The organism is Bradyrhizobium sp. SZCCHNR1043 (genome assembly GCF_032489675.1).
GTDB lineage: Bacteria > Pseudomonadota > Alphaproteobacteria > Rhizobiales > Xanthobacteraceae > Bradyrhizobium.
Window position 1 is genome coordinate 448109 of sequence record NZ_JAUEYN010000003.1, and the last position, 16903, is coordinate 465011.

Annotated in this window: 16 protein-coding genes; 10 read left to right on the forward strand and 6 right to left on the reverse strand. The window is 65.0% G+C overall.

Annotated elements, in window-relative coordinates; translation table 11 throughout:
• Positions 1-13 precede the first annotated feature (13 nt).
• From hemF to QX039_RS07440, 4 genes are all read right to left on the reverse strand, one after another.
• Positions 14-901, reverse strand: a complete 888-nt coding sequence (gene hemF / locus QX039_RS07425) for an oxygen-dependent coproporphyrinogen oxidase (RefSeq protein WP_315738347.1) — start codon at positions 899-901, stop codon at positions 14-16.
• 93 nt (positions 902-994) lie between these two features.
• Complete coding sequence (locus QX039_RS07430) at positions 995-1363, reverse strand: 6-carboxytetrahydropterin synthase (protein WP_315738713.1); 369 nt, start codon at positions 1361-1363, stop codon at positions 995-997.
• 17 nt (positions 1364-1380) lie between these two features.
• Positions 1381-2010, reverse strand: a complete 630-nt coding sequence (queE, locus tag QX039_RS07435) for a 7-carboxy-7-deazaguanine synthase (RefSeq protein WP_315738346.1) — start codon at positions 2008-2010, stop codon at positions 1381-1383.
• A complete protein-coding gene (locus QX039_RS07440; protein ID WP_315773441.1) occupies positions 2007-2492 on the reverse strand; it encodes a tRNA (cytidine(34)-2'-O)-methyltransferase in 486 nt (161 codons plus the stop codon). The genes queE and QX039_RS07440 overlap by 4 nt, the downstream gene beginning before the upstream one ends.
• Before the next feature lie 279 nt (positions 2493-2771).
• Here QX039_RS07440 and petA point away from each other — a divergent pair, with 279 nt between their 5' ends.
• From petA to QX039_RS07460, 4 genes are all read left to right on the forward strand, one after another.
• Entirely contained in the window at positions 2772-3302 is a 531-nt protein-coding gene (gene petA / locus QX039_RS07445; protein WP_315738712.1) for a ubiquinol-cytochrome c reductase iron-sulfur subunit, read from the forward strand.
• A 60-nt stretch (positions 3303-3362) separates the two neighbouring features.
• Positions 3363-5435 (forward strand): cytochrome c1, encoded by a 2073-nt coding sequence (locus QX039_RS07450; protein WP_315773442.1) that lies wholly within the window; start codon positions 3363-3365, stop codon positions 5433-5435.
• 110 nt (positions 5436-5545) lie between these two features.
• The gene (locus QX039_RS07455) at positions 5546-5914 is read left to right on the forward strand and encodes a YnfA family protein (RefSeq protein WP_315773443.1); all 369 of its coding nucleotides are present in this window, start codon (positions 5546-5548) and stop codon (positions 5912-5914) included.
• 41 nt (positions 5915-5955) lie between these two features.
• Positions 5956-6630 carry a dienelactone hydrolase family protein gene (locus tag QX039_RS07460; RefSeq protein ID WP_315717281.1) on the forward strand — a complete coding sequence of 225 codons (675 nt, stop codon included), beginning with the start codon at positions 5956-5958 and terminating at the stop codon, positions 6628-6630.
• Between the two features lie 44 nt (positions 6631-6674).
• Here the strand turns inward: QX039_RS07460 and QX039_RS07465 are convergent, their stop codons facing one another.
• Positions 6675-6893, reverse strand: a complete 219-nt coding sequence (locus QX039_RS07465) for a hypothetical protein (protein ID WP_315773445.1) — start codon at positions 6891-6893, stop codon at positions 6675-6677.
• Between the two features lie 375 nt (positions 6894-7268).
• Here QX039_RS07465 and QX039_RS07470 point away from each other — a divergent pair, with 375 nt between their 5' ends.
• The 3 genes from QX039_RS07470 to QX039_RS07480 all read left to right on the forward strand — a co-directional run bounded on the left by QX039_RS07470 (position 7269) and on the right by QX039_RS07480 (position 9561).
• On the forward strand, positions 7269-8321 hold the full coding sequence (locus QX039_RS07470) for a hypothetical protein (protein ID WP_315738342.1): 1053 nt from the start codon (positions 7269-7271) through the stop codon (positions 8319-8321).
• A 182-nt stretch (positions 8322-8503) separates the two neighbouring features.
• Positions 8504-8728, forward strand: a complete 225-nt coding sequence (locus QX039_RS07475; RefSeq protein ID WP_315738341.1) for a hypothetical protein — start codon at positions 8504-8506, stop codon at positions 8726-8728.
• Between the two features lie 23 nt (positions 8729-8751).
• A complete protein-coding gene (locus tag QX039_RS07480; RefSeq protein ID WP_315738340.1) occupies positions 8752-9561 on the forward strand; it encodes a DUF3658 domain-containing protein in 810 nt (269 codons plus the stop codon).
• 62 nt (positions 9562-9623) lie between these two features.
• Here the strand turns inward: QX039_RS07480 and QX039_RS07485 are convergent, their stop codons facing one another.
• Entirely contained in the window at positions 9624-11123 is a 1500-nt protein-coding gene (locus QX039_RS07485; RefSeq protein WP_315773447.1) for a tetratricopeptide repeat protein, read from the reverse strand.
• A gap of 729 nt (positions 11124-11852) precedes the next feature.
• Here QX039_RS07485 and ltrA point away from each other — a divergent pair.
• The 3 genes from ltrA to QX039_RS07500 all read left to right on the forward strand — a co-directional run bounded on the left by ltrA (position 11853) and on the right by QX039_RS07500 (position 16896).
• Entirely contained in the window at positions 11853-13235 is a 1383-nt protein-coding gene (gene ltrA, locus QX039_RS07490) for a group II intron reverse transcriptase/maturase (protein WP_315737626.1), read from the forward strand.
• An 802-nt stretch (positions 13236-14037) separates the two neighbouring features.
• On the forward strand, positions 14038-16200 hold the full coding sequence (locus QX039_RS07495) for an anthranilate synthase component I (RefSeq protein WP_315773449.1): 2163 nt from the start codon (positions 14038-14040) through the stop codon (positions 16198-16200).
• A 156-nt stretch (positions 16201-16356) separates the two neighbouring features.
• Positions 16357-16896 carry an adenine phosphoribosyltransferase gene (locus tag QX039_RS07500; protein WP_315738337.1) on the forward strand — a complete coding sequence of 180 codons (540 nt, stop codon included), beginning with the start codon at positions 16357-16359 and terminating at the stop codon, positions 16894-16896.
• Positions 16897-16903 lie beyond the last annotated feature (7 nt).

The following is a 16903-nucleotide window of genomic DNA, read 5'->3' on the forward strand; positions in this document are numbered from 1 at the left end:
GGGGCTGAAGGTTTCAGGGCCATTTCACTTCGGGCGGCATCGAGGACAGGATCGAGTCGACATTGCCGCCGGTTTTCAGCCCAAATGTGGTGCCACGGTCATAAAGCAGGTTGAATTCGACATAGCGGCCGCGCCGGATCAACTGCTCCTCGCGGTCCGCGTCGGTCCAAGGCGCGCCGAAATTGCGGCGGACCAGCTCCGGATAGACCTTCAGGAAGGCGCGGCCAACATCCTGGGTGAAGGCGAGATCGGCCTCCCAGTCGCCGGAATCGTGATGGTCGTAGAAGATGCCGCCGATGCCGCGCGGCTCCTTGCGATGGGGCAGGTAGAAGTACTCGTCGCACCAGCGCTTGTACTTGTCGTACGACGCGACCGCCGCATGCGCATCGCAGGCGCTCTTCATCGCGGCGTGGAAGGCGAGCGTATCCGGGTCTTCCTGAGTGCGGCGGCGGTCGAGCACCGGCGTCAGGTCGGCGCCGCCGCCGAACCAGGCCTTCGTGGTCACGACGAAGCGGGTGTTCATGTGCACCGCCGGCACGTGCGGCGACCACAGATGCGCGATCAGCGAGATGCCCGAGGCCCAGAACCGCGGATCCTCGGCGGCGCCAGGGATCTGGCTGCGGAATTCGGGCGCGAACTCGCCATGCACGGTGGAGCAGTGCACGCCGACTTTCTCGAACAGCCGGCCGTGCATCATGCTCATGACGCCGCCGCCGCCCGGGCCGCCGGCATGATCGGTGCGCTCCCACGGCGTGCGCACGAAGCGGCTGGCCTGACGTGGATAGAGGGCGGCCGGCGCCTCGTCCTCGAGCCGCTCGAACGCCGCGCAGATCTGGTCGCGCAGGCTCTCGAACCAGGCGCGGGCGCGGGCCTTGCGATCCTCGATGGCGGCAGTGGTCATGGCAGTTTTCCCCGGGGCGCGTTTCTTTCACCCTCCCCTGGAGGGGAGGGTGGGACCGCTCATGTCGCTACACCTGGCTACTACCATAAGCGATCAGCCCTGCGGGCCAAAATAGGTGCAGGTCTCGCGGCAGCTGTCGCGGTGGACGCTGACCTTGGTGACATGGCCGATGGAGCGGACGCGCTCATAGATGAAGCGCGACAGGTTCTCGAGCGTCGGCAGCCCGATCGCCTCGATCTTGTTCAGGAACTTGTGGTCGAGCATGGCCTGGATCTCGCTCAAGCGCTGCGTCAGCACGCCGAAATCCACCACCATGCCGGTCTCGGGATTGGTCGCATCGCCGCGCACCGTCACCTCGGCGCGGAAGGAATGGCCGTGGATTTCCTGGCTGGCTTCGCCGAGCGTCGTAATCGGCAGCGTATGCGCGGCCTCGAAGGTGAACGACTTGGTCAATTCCCACATCGTGTCAGTCACAATCCCTATCTGATGCCGATCATCTTGTGCGTCTGCAGGCTGAGCCGCCATTGCGGATGATGCTGGCAGTATTGAATCGCGCGCGCCGTGTTCGCGGCCGCGTCGGGCCCGTCCATCGGCTGCAGCGAGAAACGCTCGAAGGCGAGGCCTTCGAACCGCTCCGGCCCGGCGCCGTCCTGCGGATAGACCAGCTTCAGCTCATGGCCCTGCCGCAGCTTCAGCTCGGTGCCCGCTTTCGGGCTGACGCAGATCCAGTCGATGCCGTCGGGCGGAATGAGCGTGCCGTTGGTCTCGATCCCGACCGCGAAGCCGCGGGCGTGAAGCGCCGTGATCAGGTCGGCATCGACCTGCAGCAGCGGCTCGCCGCCGGTGAGGATCGTATAGCGGTCGGCGGCACCGCCTGTCCATTGCCCGGCAATCGCCTCGGCGAGATCGGCGCTGTCATAGCGGCCCCCGAGCGTGCCGTCGGTGCCGACGAAATCGGTGTCGCAGAACCGGCACGTCGCGGTTGCGCGGTCGGCCTCGCGTCCGCTCCACAGGTTGCAGCCGGCGAAGCGGCAGAACACCGCGGCGCGCCCCGCCTGGGCGCCTTCGCCCTGCAGGGTCATGAAGATTTCCTTCACCGCGTAGCTCACCCTTCGGCTCCTTGTGCAGATTGCAATTGGACGAATTGTCCGGTCTGGCGCAGCGCCTCGCCGGCGGCCATCGCCGCCGCCATCGCCACGTTCAGCGAGCGCAGCCCGGGCTGCAGCGGAATCCGCAGCCGCGCATCGGTGACCTCCGCCACGGCCTCCGGCACGCCGGCGCTCTCGCGCCCGAGCAGCAGGATGTCGTCCGCGCCGTAGCTGAAGTCGAGATAGCAGGTCGCGGCCTTGGTCGTCAGCAGCAGCAGGCGATGGCCCGCCGCCGCCCGCCAGGCCTCGAACGCGTGCCATGAGTCGTGGCGCCGCCAATTCAACTGGTCCAGATAGTCCATGCCGGCGCGGCGGAACTGCCGGTCCGACACCGGAAAGCCGGCTGGCTCGATGATGTGGGCCGCGAGCCCGAGGCAGGCGCACAGCCGCAGGATCGTTCCGGTGTTCTGCGGAATGTCGGGTTGATAGAGCGCGATCTGCATGCGAATTGGTCTTAAGACTGAGGCGGAAAGTCCGCTTCCTGCGCGGGAATTGGTGCATGGCGTGCTGCAGGGCCGATAGCGGGCTTGCGCTCGTATCGCAAGGGTGCCAATAGAACGATTCTGGACGGCTTGTTCCCCAGGGGCGGTGGAGCGAGCCGTTTTCTGCCGCCGCGGGGGACGCGGGCGCCGGCAGGATCTCCCGGTCACGTGATCTCCAACGCCGAGATCCAAGACGTCGAGCGGGGCGGTTCCACCGGCTGCAACGAAGAAAGGGTTGGAATCGTGACAGCGTCTACTGCGGATCATCCGACACGCCGGGATTTTCTTTTCGTCGCCACGGGCGCGACCGCAGCGGTCGGTGGTGTGGCCGCCTTGTGGCCCTTCATCTCCCAGATGAATCCCGATGCCTCGACCATCGCGGCCGGTGCGCCGATCGAGGTCGACCTCTCTCCGGTCGCCGAAGGTCAGGACATAAAGGTGTTCTGGCGCGGCAAGCCGATCTACATCTCCCACCGCACCAAGAAGCAGGTCGAGGAGGTCCGTAAGGTTCCCGTGTCGAGCCTGATCGATCCGGCGACCGACCAGTCGCGCACCAAGGACGGCCACGAGCAGTGGCTGGTCGTGATCGGCATCTGCACCCATCTCGGCTGCATCCCGATCGCCCATGAAGGCAACTACGACGGCTTCTTCTGCCCGTGCCACGGCTCCCAGTACGATGCTTCCGGCCGCGTGCGCCAGGGGCCGGCGCCGCTCAACCTTCCCGTCCCGCCCTATCAGTTCGTTTCCGACACCAAGATCCAGATCGGCTGAGCGGACGTTCGTCTTCAGCTCACGCTCGATCGTGCAAGATAATTTCTTCAGGAACGCATCATGAGTGGACCTTCTGACTACCAGCCGAGCCACCCCGCCTTGAAGTGGCTCGAGCAAAGACTTCCGATCATCGGCCTGGTCCACTCGTCCTTCGTTGCCTATCCGACGCCGCGGAACCTGAACTATTGGTGGACGTTCGGCGCCATCCTCTCGCTGATGCTGGGTGTCCAGATCGTCACCGGCGTCATCCTGGCGATGCACTACACGCCGCATGCCGACCTGGCCTTCAAGTCGGTCGAGCTGATCGTGCGCGACGTGAACTACGGCTGGCTGCTGCGCAACATGCATGCCTGCGGCGCGTCGATGTTCTTCCTCGCCGTCTACATCCACATGTTCCGCGGTCTCTATTACGGGTCATACAAGGCGCCGCGCGAGGTGCTCTGGATCCTCGGCGTCATCATCTATCTCTTGATGATGGCGACGGGCTTCATGGGCTACGTGCTGCCGTGGGGCCAGATGAGCTTCTGGGGCGCCACCGTCATCACCAATTTGTTCTCGGCCGTGCCGTATTTCGGCGAGAGCATCGTGACGCTGTTGTGGGGCGGCTATTCGGTCGGCAACCCGACCCTGAACCGCTTCTTCGCGCTTCACTACCTGCTGCCGTTCCTGATCGCCGGCGTGGTCGTGCTGCACGTCTGGGCGCTGCACGTCGCCGGCCAGAACAACCCGGCCGGCGTCGAGCCGAAGACCGAGAAGGACATGGTGCCGTTCACGCCCTACGCCACCATCAAGGACTTCTTCGGCGCCACCTGCTTCCTGATCTTCTATTCCTGGTTCATCTTCTACATGCCGAACTATCTCGGCGAGGCCGACAACTACATCCCGGCCAACCCGGCGGTGACGCCGGCGCATATCGTGCCCGAATGGTACTACCTGCCGTTCTACGCCATCCTGCGCTCGATCCCGAACAAGCTCGCCGGCGTCGTGGCGATGTTCGCGGCGATCATCGTGCTGGTGTTCCTGCCCTGGCTCGACTCGGCCAAGACCCGCTCCAACAAGTACCGTCCGCTCGGCAAGCAGTTCTTCTGGATCTTCGTCGTCGTCTGCATCGGCCTTGGCTATCTCGGCGCGCAGCCGCCGGAGGGCGTCTATGTCGTGCTCGGCCGCATCCTGACGGTGCTGTATTTCGCCTACTTCCTGATCGTGCTGCCGCTGCTCGCCCGCATCGAGCGGCCGCGCCCGCTGCCGAACTCGATCGCTGACGACGTGCTGGCCAAGTCCGGCCGCAAGGCGGCGCCGATGGTCTCGACCGTGATCGCGCTGGTCGCCGCGGTGTCGCTGCTCGCCGGCAGCATGGGCGACGCCCGTGCCAGCGAAGGCCAGGAGAACCCGCCGTCGGCGAGCTGGTCGTTCGCCGGTCCGTTCGGTACCTTCGATCGCGGCGCCGTGCAGCGCGGCCTCAAGGTCTACAAGGAAGTCTGCTCGAACTGCCATTCGCTGCAATACGTGGCGTTCCGCAACCTCGCCGAGCCCGGTGGCCCCGGCTACTCGGCGGCGCAGGCCGCCGCCTTCGCGGCCGAGTACAAGATCAAGGACGGTCCCAACGACGCCGGCGACATGTTCGAGCGTCCGGGCCGGCCGGCCGACTACTTCCCGTCGCCGTTCCCGAACGAACAGGCCGCAAGGGCCGCCAATGGCGGTGCGGCTCCGCCGGACCTGTCGCTGATGGCCAAGGCGCGCTCGTACAAGCGCGGCTTCCCCTGGTTCCTGATCGACTTCTTCACCCAGTTCCAGGAGCAGGGCCCGAACTACATCAACGCGCTGCTGCAGGGCTATGAAGAAACCCCGCCGCACGGCGTCACCATCCCGGAGGGCTCGTACTACAACAAGTACTTCCCCGGGCATGCGATCAAGATGCCGCCGCCGCTGTCCGACGGCCAGGTGACGTTCGACGACGGCTCGCCGGCCACCGTGAAGCAGTATGCCCACGACGTCGCGACCTTCCTGATGTGGACCGCCGAGCCGCACATGGAGGCGCGCAAGCGCCTCGGCTACCAGGTGTTCATCTTCCTGATCATCTTCGCCGGCCTGATGTACTTCACCAAGAAGCGGGTCTGGGCCGCCGCGCATTGAGCGGTGATCGGAAACCTCTGATGAAAACGAAAAGCCCCTCCGGGGGCTTTTTTGCTTTTGGCCGGTCTGGCCGTCGCGCCATTGGCGAGGCACGGCAGAGGAGGGGACGCATGACTTCATCGTTGGCCTTCGCAGGCGCCGCCGTGCTCGAAATCGGCGGCTTCGCGTTCTGGGCCCGGCTGCGGCTCGGCCCGTCGCCGCTATGGCTGCTGCCGGGGCTGGCCGCGCTTGCCGGCTTTGCCTATCTGCTGACCCTGGCCGACAGCCCGCTCGCCGGCCGCGTCTATGCGGCCTATGGCGGCATCTACATCACCGCGGCGCTGCTGTGGGGCTGGCTGGTCGAGGGCCATCGCCCGGATATCCGGGATCGTCGCGGCGCCGGTTGTGGTCCCGGATGTCGCTGCGCTCATCCGGGCTACGGGAGTCACGTTGAAACGAACCCGATTGCTCCCGTCGCGCCGGACACGCATTTGCGGTAAACCCCGCTCCTGAGCTTCCAACAGAAAATGCGGAGGAACACATGGGCACACTCATCAGCTTCAAGCGCCCCGACGGCCAGGAGGCCAAGGGCTATCTCGCCAAGGCCGCGCAGGCCGATGCGCCGGGCGTCGTCGTCATCCAGGAATGGTGGGGCCTGCAGGACCAGATCAAGGGGATGTGCGATCGTTTCGCGCTCGCCGGCTTCAACGCGTTGGCGCCCGATCTCTACAAGGGCACGGTGGTGCCCTATCACGACACGGATGCGGCGGGCCGGGAGATGAACTCGCTCGACTTCATGGACGCGACCACGCAGACCGTGCGCGGGGCCGCGCAATATCTGGCGCGCAACGGCGCCAAGGTTGGCCTCACCGGCTTCTGCCTCGGTGGCGCGGTGACGATCATCGGCGCGACCAAGATCGACGAGCTCGCCGCCGGCGTCGTGTTCTATGGCATTCCGCCGGAGCAGGCGGCGAAGCCGGCCGACGTCAAGATCCCGCTGCAGGCCCACTTTGCCAACAAGGATGATTGGTGCACGCCGGCGCTGGTGGACGGCTTCGAGAAGGCGATGAAGGCCGCCGGCAAGTCGCTCGAGCTCTATCGCTACGATGCCGAGCATGCCTTCGTGAACGAGCAGCGCATGACCGTGCACGATCGCAGGGCCGCCGAGCTCGCCTGGGGCCGCGCCACGGCGTTCTTCCACAAGCACCTCGGCTGAGCCGAGAGGGCCGGCGTGTCGGTCCTCAACCGTGCCGCGCGGACTCAAACCGCGCGGGCGGTCTTGGTCTCGGCCGACGGCTGTTCGGCCTCATCGAGAGCCGAAGCGTCGTCTGCAGGATCCAAGGGATCGGCGCTGGTCACCGCGTCGGCGGGGCGTCGCCGACGCTTCGTCCGCTTCGCCTGCGCTTCGAGGAAGCAATCGAGCAGCGTCGGCTGCTTCGGGAGCGCATGCGACACTGAAGGCTGTTTGCCGCGGGCCATGTTAACCAAGGTAATTCAATATGGTTAACCAATCATTGCCACACTATTGCAGCTAGACAACAGTGTTGCCCTCGCGCACAGCCAAGTTATGTAACTTTTTTGGGGTTGCGACAATCATTGGTCGATAAGTGGAGCATTCTGCACGCGCGCAACATGAGGTTGTGGAGGGGGCTCACAGCCGCCGGCTGCAGCTTTTCGCCGCTTGCCGCCGTACGCTTCCGCGAATCACCGGGATTTTGTGGGGATCTGAGCATTGATCATGTTCGCAGCGCGTCGCTTCGTTCGATGGTCGAATTCGCCGTGCCTCGCCGTCGGTTGCGTCGCCGAAACAATCTGAGGTAGCGTTCTCCGGTTCCTCTGCTGATGGAGAAAGCCGTGCGTGTGGCCTTTGCGCTGGCTGGGCTGGGCGGCTTGAACGCCCATGGCGCCGGCTTCCTCGACACCGCCCGCGCCTGGGGCGTCACGCCGGATCTCGTCACCGCGACGTCCGGCCAGATCCTGGTGCTGTCGGCGTGGCTTCAGGGTCTCGATCTGCGCAACGAGCTGATGTCCTCCGACCGCCTCAGAGATCCGGCGTCGCAGCTGCGCACAGTGCTGTTCGGCTATCCCGGCGTGTTTCGTCCCGCCTATGCCGAGGCGCTGGCGCGATTCGTCTCCTGGCCGGATTGGCGCGACGGCCCGTTCAACGCCCTCGCGGACCGGCTGTGGCCGGCGCAGCAATATGTCCCGGTGCGCAGCGAGGCTGACTTCGCGCACGCGGCGGAGACGCTCAATGCCACGCCGATCGGCGTTGTGTTCAACACCTATGATCCCGAGGCGGGCACGGGCTATCTCTATGGCAACGAGGCGGCGCGGGCGATGCTGCCGGCGGAGAAGTCGGTTCCCAACGCCCATGCCGTCAAGGCGCGGGAATCGGCGGCCAAGCGCGATCTGCGCTACGCCTCCGAGGTGCTGGCCGAGCGCGCCATCCGCCCGATCACGCCAGAGGCGGTCAAGGCTGCGCTGTGGCTGTCGCTCTACGGCTTCACCAAGCTGCCGCAGGGACAGATGGACGGCGCCTATCACCGCGCCAGCATCATCTCCGAGCTGCACGGCTTCGACCGCATCTTCGCCGTCCGCCCGCTCGCCCAGGGGTGGCAGGGCCAGGCGCCCGCCAACTGGTTCGAGGTGCAGGACTGGACCACCGAGATGTGGTTCTCGGTCGGCTACAAGGCCGAGGTCGACGCGCTCAAGCGCATCAACGATCTGATCGCGGGCGGCGTGATCACCGATCCCAAATACAAGACCGTCGATCTGGTTGAGATCCAGCCGGAAACGCCGGCCGGCTATTTCAACTACTTCGTCGAGCGCGGCGAGGTGTATGAGAATGCCGTGGTGGCGACGGAGATGAAGTTCAGGGAGCTCGGGCTGGTGAAGCCGGGAGGCTGATGTGACGGCGCGCGCCGCGAGCGGGGTCATCTTCGCAAGCGTGAATGGGCCTCTCACCCCGACATCGGTGGGCTCCCCTCCCCGCAAGGGGGAGGGGAGCCCACCGTCATCTTGGCGGCACGGCGGCTCTCACGACGCGTCGATACTGCTAGAGTGGCCTATCAGCCAATCCAGGATCCCGCATGACCATCGACCCGATCAGGTTCGTCGACACATCCTCCGGTGACGAGGCATGCGTGCTGGTTCGCGTCGTCGGCGACAGCATCGGTTTAGCGCTGTCGTTGAGGACTGAAGGAGACATCGAGGTGTTCTTGGCGGCCGAAGAGCTCGATCGGGTCATCGGTGCGCTTCAGCAGGCTCGCGTGGCGATGAGGCGCGAGGGAAGCGGCATGCCTCGCCCCGGCTGAACGCACGTCTGGCAAAGGAGATCATGATTCCCCGCTCCATTCTTCATGTCGTCTTCAACATGTCTGCCGCCGGCATGTTGCGCGCTGCGCTCCAGCACGCTGGCCGCGACGACCGCGTCATTGGTCTTGGCGACAGCCTGAGCTTCGGTCCGATCGACCCGCCCGATCCAGCGTTGCGAACCGCCTGGGTGGACCAGGAATTTGAAGTGTCAGGTTGGGACGAGGTGGGCGGACGGGCCACATCATTCTGGGACGAGGCGCTCTCGCGCACGCATAGCAGGATCGCCTGGCTCACGCGGCGGTCGACCCAGGAATATGCCGGCTTCCTCGAATTCCTGTGGCGGCTCGGCGACGAGCCGATCGAGATCGTTGATCTCGCTGACGCTGTCGCGAGGGCAGGGGATCATGGCGCGCCCAATCCGCGCCGGGTGTTCAGCCTCGGCGAGCTAAAGCCCTCCATCATCAGCGACAATCAACTCTGGAGTTTTGGGCAGCACCTCACATCGGATATGCGCGCGGCCTGCCGCGAACAATGGGCGCGCCTCAAAGCGGATAACGCGCCGTTCCGCATTCTCCGCGACGGCGAGCTCGTCTCAGCCCCGATCACGCATTTTGATCCCCTGCTGCTGTCCTGCGCCACCGCCGAATGGACGAAGACGGCGAGGATCATCGGCGAGGCGCTCTGCGAGAGCTGGACCGAGGGCATGCAGACAGGTGATCTGCAGTTGTTCGCGCGTGTCCGCGCACTGGTTGCGGCTGGCCGCCTGGAGTGTCGTGGCGATTTGCTTGATATGCATCGCAGCGCGTTGCGGTTGCCGAGTGGCGGCGCATGAGGTGCGCGGAAGAGTCGGGTTGACCGAAAGCGGCGCCCCGACCGGATTCGCTGCGGAAACGCCTATCGTTGCGGGGGCGGTATGGCAGCTTCGCGGCTCTTCTTCAGCTCGCGAGCCGCGTCCCGGTTGCCTTGGGCCTCGGCGAAATCCGGCTCCAGGGCGATGGCCGCATCGAAGTCGGCGATCGCGCGATCGTAGTCCGCCTTCTCCTTATAGGCGAGGCCGCGATTGTTGTAGGCATCGGCATAGCTCGGATCGAGCCTGATGGCTTGGTCGAAGTCGACGATGGCCCGGTCGTGATCCCCTTTGTCGTCGTAGGCGATGCCGCGACGGTTGAAGGCCTCTGCCAGCTTGCCATCGAGCCTCAAGGCCTCGTCATAATCGGCGATGGCGCGATCATGATCGCCTTTCTTGTCGTAGGCCGCGCCGCGGTTCATGTATGCTTTCGCGTGCTGCGGCTCGAGCTTGATCGCCACGCCGAAATCCACGATGGCCCGGTCGTGATCGCCCTTGTCGTCATATGCAATACCGCGATTGACATGGGCAAGAACGTGACCCGGATCGCGCCTGATCGTTTCGTCGAAATCGGCGATGGCCTGATCGATGTCACCTGTTTCGAAATACGCGATCCCTCGGTTGAAATGGGCATTAAGGGCTTTCGCGGGCGTCAGGCCAAATTTGATCGCAGCGCTGTAGTCGGCAATGGCGCGGTCGAACTGCTTCTTGTGTTTATGCACGATGGCGCGAAGGGTGTATCCGGTGGCGTCAGTCGGGTCGCGTCGGATCCCCTCGTCTATATCTGCGAGTCCGCGATCGAAGTCGTTCCTGATAACATGGACTGCGCCGCGATCAACGTAGGGCTTGGCTTGCTCGGGATCCAGCGCCAACGTTCGATTGAAGTCCGAGAGCGCCTGATCATAATTTTCTTTCGAGAAGTAGGCCAAGCCGCGATTGTAGTAGTAGAGCGGCTTTTTCGAATCGAGCTTGATCGCCTCGTCATAGTCGGCAATCGCGCGGTCGTAGTCGGCTTTGGCCGCGTAGGCGAACCCACGATTGTTGCGAGCTGCCGGGTAAGAGGGATCGAGCCTGATTGCTTCGGTGAGATCGGCAATGGCGCGGTCATAGTCCTGTTTCTCATAGTACGCATTGCCACGATTGAAATAGCCTTGGATCTCCTCCTGTCCGGACCATCGATCGGACTGCAATGCGAAGGTGCAGCTCTCGATACGCTGGTCGGCCGGGAAACGGCGGTCCAGGCACCAGGCCGGTGGCGGCTCGCTCTGTGCAACAGCGTCGGGCGCCGTCGCCAGGGCAAAAAGGAGCATGGCGGGCAGGGCCAGGGAATGGCGTTGCAACGGACGAATGCCTTCTGCAAGGGAGACGATGCAGCATAGACCGGGCGCCGCAGGCCCGGCAATTCGGATAGCCGCTCTGCCGGTGAGATCTGAGCCGGGCTGGTCGAGCATGCGCCGGTACGCCAAATTCATCAGCCGTCTCAAGCTGATTTGCCCTGTCCAGTCCGGCCTCGAAAAATATTCTTGTTTCTTTTTTTCAGAATTCATGCTTGGATGTGCGCGTCCCACCCCGGCACGAGGGGCGTATCGCGATCGTCACGAGACGCGGGGTGGAGATGCGGTGGGCGCGTCACGTCGCAGCATGGCTCAGGTCGTGCGGACGAACGGCGGGCGCGCACGGTGAAGTCGCATGGTCCTGGCCTCCCGACGCTGAGGCTACGCTGGTGGATGATCCGCCAGTCACGGGGGCAAGACAGCCCGGTCCCCGGGGAGACTGCGTATAAGGTGCGCCGTGGAAAGGCGCGGTTCTTGAGAGGGTGAAAGTCCCTTCCGGCAAATGTCGTTCCAGCCGGTAGCAATCGGAGCAGTCGGCGAGGTAACGACCCGGCTGAAGCCTCCGGTGGAGAGGGTCACGAGGTGACTTGGCGAGTGGGCGGGCTGTAACACGAGTGAACGTCGAGCAGGCCTCGAAAAGTTCGATGTGGAGGCTGACCTGGCCTTATTACAGGGAAAGCTGACATCGCTGGGGAAGAGAGCGACACGCGCACCCAGCGGCTCCACCGGGGTAGTGACGACGGCACGTCCACAGCGGGAACCGAAGCAACACGGGAGACCCCATTGCGCGGTCGAGCGAGAGACCAACCGGAGACCTGTGAAGGTCGGACCGGGCGCGGCGGGGAGTCGGATGGGCTCGTAGTACCGGGGAAGCCGGGTAATGCCGGTGGAGGAAAGGAGCCCTCGTTCAAGCCGATGTAGGAAGTGGCGCGGGAGGGGAGATTGGGTCACCTCGAAACTCCACCAAGTGTCCGGAAGCTGCAGACTGCGTTACATGCGAAAGCGAAGGCAGAACCCGGGTTCAGGTTCTATCTTCTGTACGACAAGGTGTCTCGGGCGGATGTTCTGAGCTTCGCCTATGCCAGATGCAAAGCCAATGGCGGCGCGGCTGGTGTGGACGGTCAGACGTTCGAGGCCATCGAGGCGTATGGAGGCCAAGGTGCGTCGTCCGCGGATCACAAGAGCCCGGATGTCGACAATGGCTGGAATCCGTGGCTCGGAGAACTGGCGGAAGAGCTCAGGAACAAGACGTATCGGCCGCAAGCGGTCAGACGGGTCTACATTCCGAAGCCGAACAGCAAGAAAATGCGACCTCTGGGGATCGCGACGATACGCGACCGGGTGGTTCAGACGGCGGCGATGCTGGTGCTCGAGCCCATCTTCGAAGCCGATCTGGAGCCCGAGCAATATGCGTACCGCGCCGGCAAGACTGCGCTGGACGCGGTGGAGACCGTGAACCGCCTGCTCAATCTGGGGTACACGGCCGTCGTCGACGCGGACCTGCGTGGCTACTTCGACGAGATACCGCACGGACCGCTGATGAAATCAGTGGCGCGCCGGATCTCCGACCGGCACATGCTGCATCTGATCAAGATGTGGATCGAGGCGCCGGTCGAGGAGACGGACGATCGCGGGCGCAAGCGTCGGACCACGTGGAATCGGGACGAGCACCGCGGCATCCCGCAGGGCTCTCCGATCTCCCCGCTGCTGGCGAACCTGTACATGCGACGGCTGGTGTTGTGGTGGAGACAATCGGGCGCGCGGCGGCGGCTGAAGGCCGTCATGGTCAACTATGCCGACGACTTGGTGATCTGCTGCAAGGGTACGGCCGACATCGCCATGCAGACGATGCGAGAGGTCATCAAGAAACTGCAACTGGCGGTCAACGAGGACAAGACACGAATCTGCCACCTGCCGGAAGAGCGGTTCGACTTCCTGGGCTACACGTTCGGACGGTGCTACTCCCACAAGACCGGGAAGGCCCACCTCAACTCGAAGCCATCGAAGAAGAGCATCAAGCGAATCTGCGATGCGGTCGGGGACGAGACAGGCCGGCACAGGACGACGTTATCAGCCGAGAAGGTGGTGAAGCGGCTCAACGCCAAACTCACCGGATGGGCGAACTACTTCCGCCTCGGGCCGGTCTCACCGGCCTACAGGGCGGTCGACGCCCATGCCATCCATCGGCTGCGCAAGTGGTTATGCGAAAAGCATCGGGTTCAAGGCCAGGGGTACAATCGCTTCCCCGACCGGTACCTCTACGAGACGTTGGGGCTGGTACGGCTGCCGAAGTCGACGCGTAACCTGCCGTGGGCGAAGGCATGAGAGCTTGCCCGGGAGCCGGATGCGCGAAACGCGCACGTCCGGTTCGATGAGCGGGGAAGGGAAACGGGGCGTTGCCGAATGGCCCAAGCCACCGCGCCCTTCCTCGACTCTACCCGTCAAACCATCGCGCAGGGAAGGCCGGTCGTCCGGCTGACCTGTGGTGACTGCCGCCTGCTTTTTTTGCTGCAGGCGGGCCACGGGCATCAGCCGATGCCCGGCCTTCCCTGCGCCCTCGACTTGGAGAGGGCGGTGTCGATGATCATCCCTCGGGCAGATCGTGTCGCGAGAATGCTTTTCCATGTTTGATCGTCATCTCAGTTTCCGCTCTTGCCTTGGCCTCGCCGCTGCCCGTTATTGCGCCCTCGCCCCTTGTGGGAGAGGGCATGTAGGACAGAGCGGCAAACGCGATTGGGTGAGGGGTATGCCTCTGCAAGCAGGACTCGCGGAGAGATACCCCTCACCCAACCGCGCCCGCGGATGGGCCGTGCATGCCCTCTCCCGCAAGGGGCGAGGGCGCTGTATCTGGCAGCCGCCCCGCGGCGCCTCTGTTGATTTGCTGACGCATCCCACCCCCATTTGTGGCCCCGCCGCCCTTGACCGCAGCCGTCCCGCATGGTCAGGTCCGCGCCATGAGCACCCTTGTCCGCCCAGCCCGTCTCTGGTGGCGCACCTTGTAAAAGGTGGCCGGTGCGATTTTATTGACATCCAATCGCAGAGGGGCCGCCACGCAGCGGCGGCTTCCGGTTGGTCCTGTGTGGCGTTTCCTCGGCAAGTTTCGTAAGAGGACGCCTGAGAGGACCCCATGAACAGGACCGTTTTCGCCCTTCCAGCTGTCAGCGACTACCGCACTCGTGGCGGGCTCGCGATCACGCGCGCCGTCGAGCAGTTTTCCGGTGGCGCCAGCCGGCTCGATGACCTGATCGACCTGCTCGACCGCCGCCGCGGCGTGGTGCTGTCCTCGGGCACGACCGTGCCCGGCCGCTACGAGAGTTTTGACCTCGGCTTTGCCGATCCGCCGCTGGTGCTCGAGACCAAGGGCACCACCTTCACCCTGCAGGCGCTGAATCGTCGCGGCGAGGTGCTGATCGCGTTCCTCAAGGACACGCTGCGCGAGCCCTGCGTGGTCATCACCGAGGCCTCGCCCGCGCGGCTCGCCGGGCACATCGTCCGCGGGCCTGCCCCGGTCGAGGAGGACCAGCGCACCCGCCGCGCCAGCGTGATGTCGCTGGTGCGGGCGATGATCGCTGTGCTGTCGGCCAATGACGATCCGCTGCTCGGCCTGTTCGGCGCCTTCGCCTATGACCTCGTGTTCCAGATCGAGGACCTCCAGCAGAAGCGGCCGCGCGAGAAGGACCAGCGCGACATCGTGCTCTACGTGCCGGATCGCCTGCTGGCCTACGACCGCGCCACCGGCCGCGGCGTCGTTCTTTCCTATGATTTTTCCTGGAACGGCCAGTCGACGGCAGGACTGCCGCGCGACACCGACGCCAGCGTCTACCTGAAGGAGCCGCGCCAGGGTTTTGCCGATCACGCGCCCGGCGAGTACCAGGCGACGGTCGAGAAGGCCCGCGCGGCGTTTGCCCGCGGCGACCTGTTCGAGGCAGTGCCCGGCCAACTGTTTGCGGAGCCCTGTGAGCGCTCGCCGGCGGAAGTGTTCCAGCGGCTCTGCCGGATCAATCCGTCGCCCTATGGCGCGCTGATGAATCTCGGCGACGGCGAGTTCCTCGTCTCGGCCTCACCCGAGATGTTCGTCCGCTCCGACGGCCGTCGCGTCGAGACCTGTCCGATCTCCGGCACCATCGCCCGCGGTCGCGACGCCATCGGCGATGCCGAGCAGATCCGCCAGCTCCTGAACTCGGAGAAGGACGAGTTCGAGCTCAACATGTGCACCGACGTCGACCGCAACGACAAGGCGCGCATCTGCGTCCCCGGCACCATCAAGGTGCTCGCGCGCCGGCAGATCGAGACCTACTCCAAGCTGTTCCACACCGTCGATCACGTCGAGGGCATGCTGCGGCCGGGCTTCGACGCGCTCGACGCATTCCTGACGCACGCCTGGGCGGTCACCGTGACCGGTGCGCCGAAGCTGTGGGCGATGCAGTTCGTCGAGGACAATGAGCGCTCGCCGCGGCGCTGGTATGCCGGCGCCATCGGCGCGGTGAATTTCGATGGCTCGATCAACACCGGCCTCACCATCCGCACCATCCGCATGAAGGACGGGCTCGCCGAGGTCCGCGTCGGCGCCACCTGCCTGTTCGATTCCGACCCCGCGGCCGAGGATCGCGAGTGCCAGGTCAAGGCGGCGGCCTTGTTCCAGGCGCTGCGCGGCGATCCGCCGAAGCCGCTGTCCTCGACCGCGCCGGACGCCACCGGCTCCGGCAAGAACGTGCTCTTGATCGACCACGACGATTCGTTCGTGCACATGCTGGCGGACTATTTCCGCCAGGTCGGCGCCAACGTCACCGTGGTGCGTTACGTCCATGCCTTGAAGATGCTGGCCGAGCGCAGCTGGGATCTCATCGTGCTGTCGCCCGGACCGGGCCGCCCCGAGGACTTCAAGATCTCGACGACGATCGATGCGGCGCTCGCGAAGAAGCTGCCGATCTTCGGCGTGTGCCTCGGCGTGCAGGCGATGGGCGAATATTTTGGCGGTCAGCTCGGCCAGCTCGCCCAACCGGCGCATGGCAGGCCGTCGCGGGTCCAGGTGCGCGGCGGACGCCTGATGCAGGGGTTGCCGAACGAGATCGTCATCGGCCGCTACCATTCGCTGTTCGTCGAGCGCGACAGCATGCCGGAGGTGCTGACCGTCACCGCAGCGACCGAGGACGGCGTGGCGATGGCGATCGAGCACAAGACGCTGCCGGTCGGCGGCGTGCAGTTCCACCCGGAGTCGCTGATGTCGCTCGGCGATGCCGTGGGTTTGAGGATCGTGGAGAATGCGTTCCGGCTCAATCAGCCGGGGTGAAAGGTGGTTGCCGTCATCGCGAGGAGCGTGAGCGACGAAGCGATCCAGAGTTGTTTTCGCGGCCCTGGATTGCTTCCGCCTTCGCCCGAGTGGGCTTCGGCGGACACGTCGCTTCGCTCGCAATGACGGCACATAAACAGAGTGGATGAGAGCACGATGACGTTCGATCTGGACATCAAGAATACGGTCCGCACCATTCCGGACTATCCGAAGCCGGGCATCCTGTTCCGGGATATCACGACGCTGCTGGCGGACGCGCGCGCGTTCCGTCGCGCGGTGGACGAGCTGGTGCATCCCTGGGCCGGCTCCAAGATCGACAAGGTCGCCGGCATCGAGGCGCGCGGCTTCATCCTCGGTGGCGCGGTGGCGCATCAGCTCTCGGCCGGCTTCGTGCCGATCCGCAAGAAGGGCAAGCTGCCGCACAAGACGGTCAGCATGTCCTATGCGCTGGAATACGGCACCGACGAGATGGAGATGCATGTCGACGCGGTCGAGCCCGGCGAGCGCGTGATCCTGGTCGACGACCTCATCGCCACCGGCGGCACGGCCGAGGGCGCGGTGAAGCTGCTCCGCCAGATCGGCGCCACCGTGGTGGCGGCCTGCTTCATCATCGACCTGCCGGATCTCGGCGGCGCCGCCAAGCTGCGCGCGCTCGACGTGCCCGTGCGCACGCTGATCTCCTTCGAGGGGCACTGAGGAACGC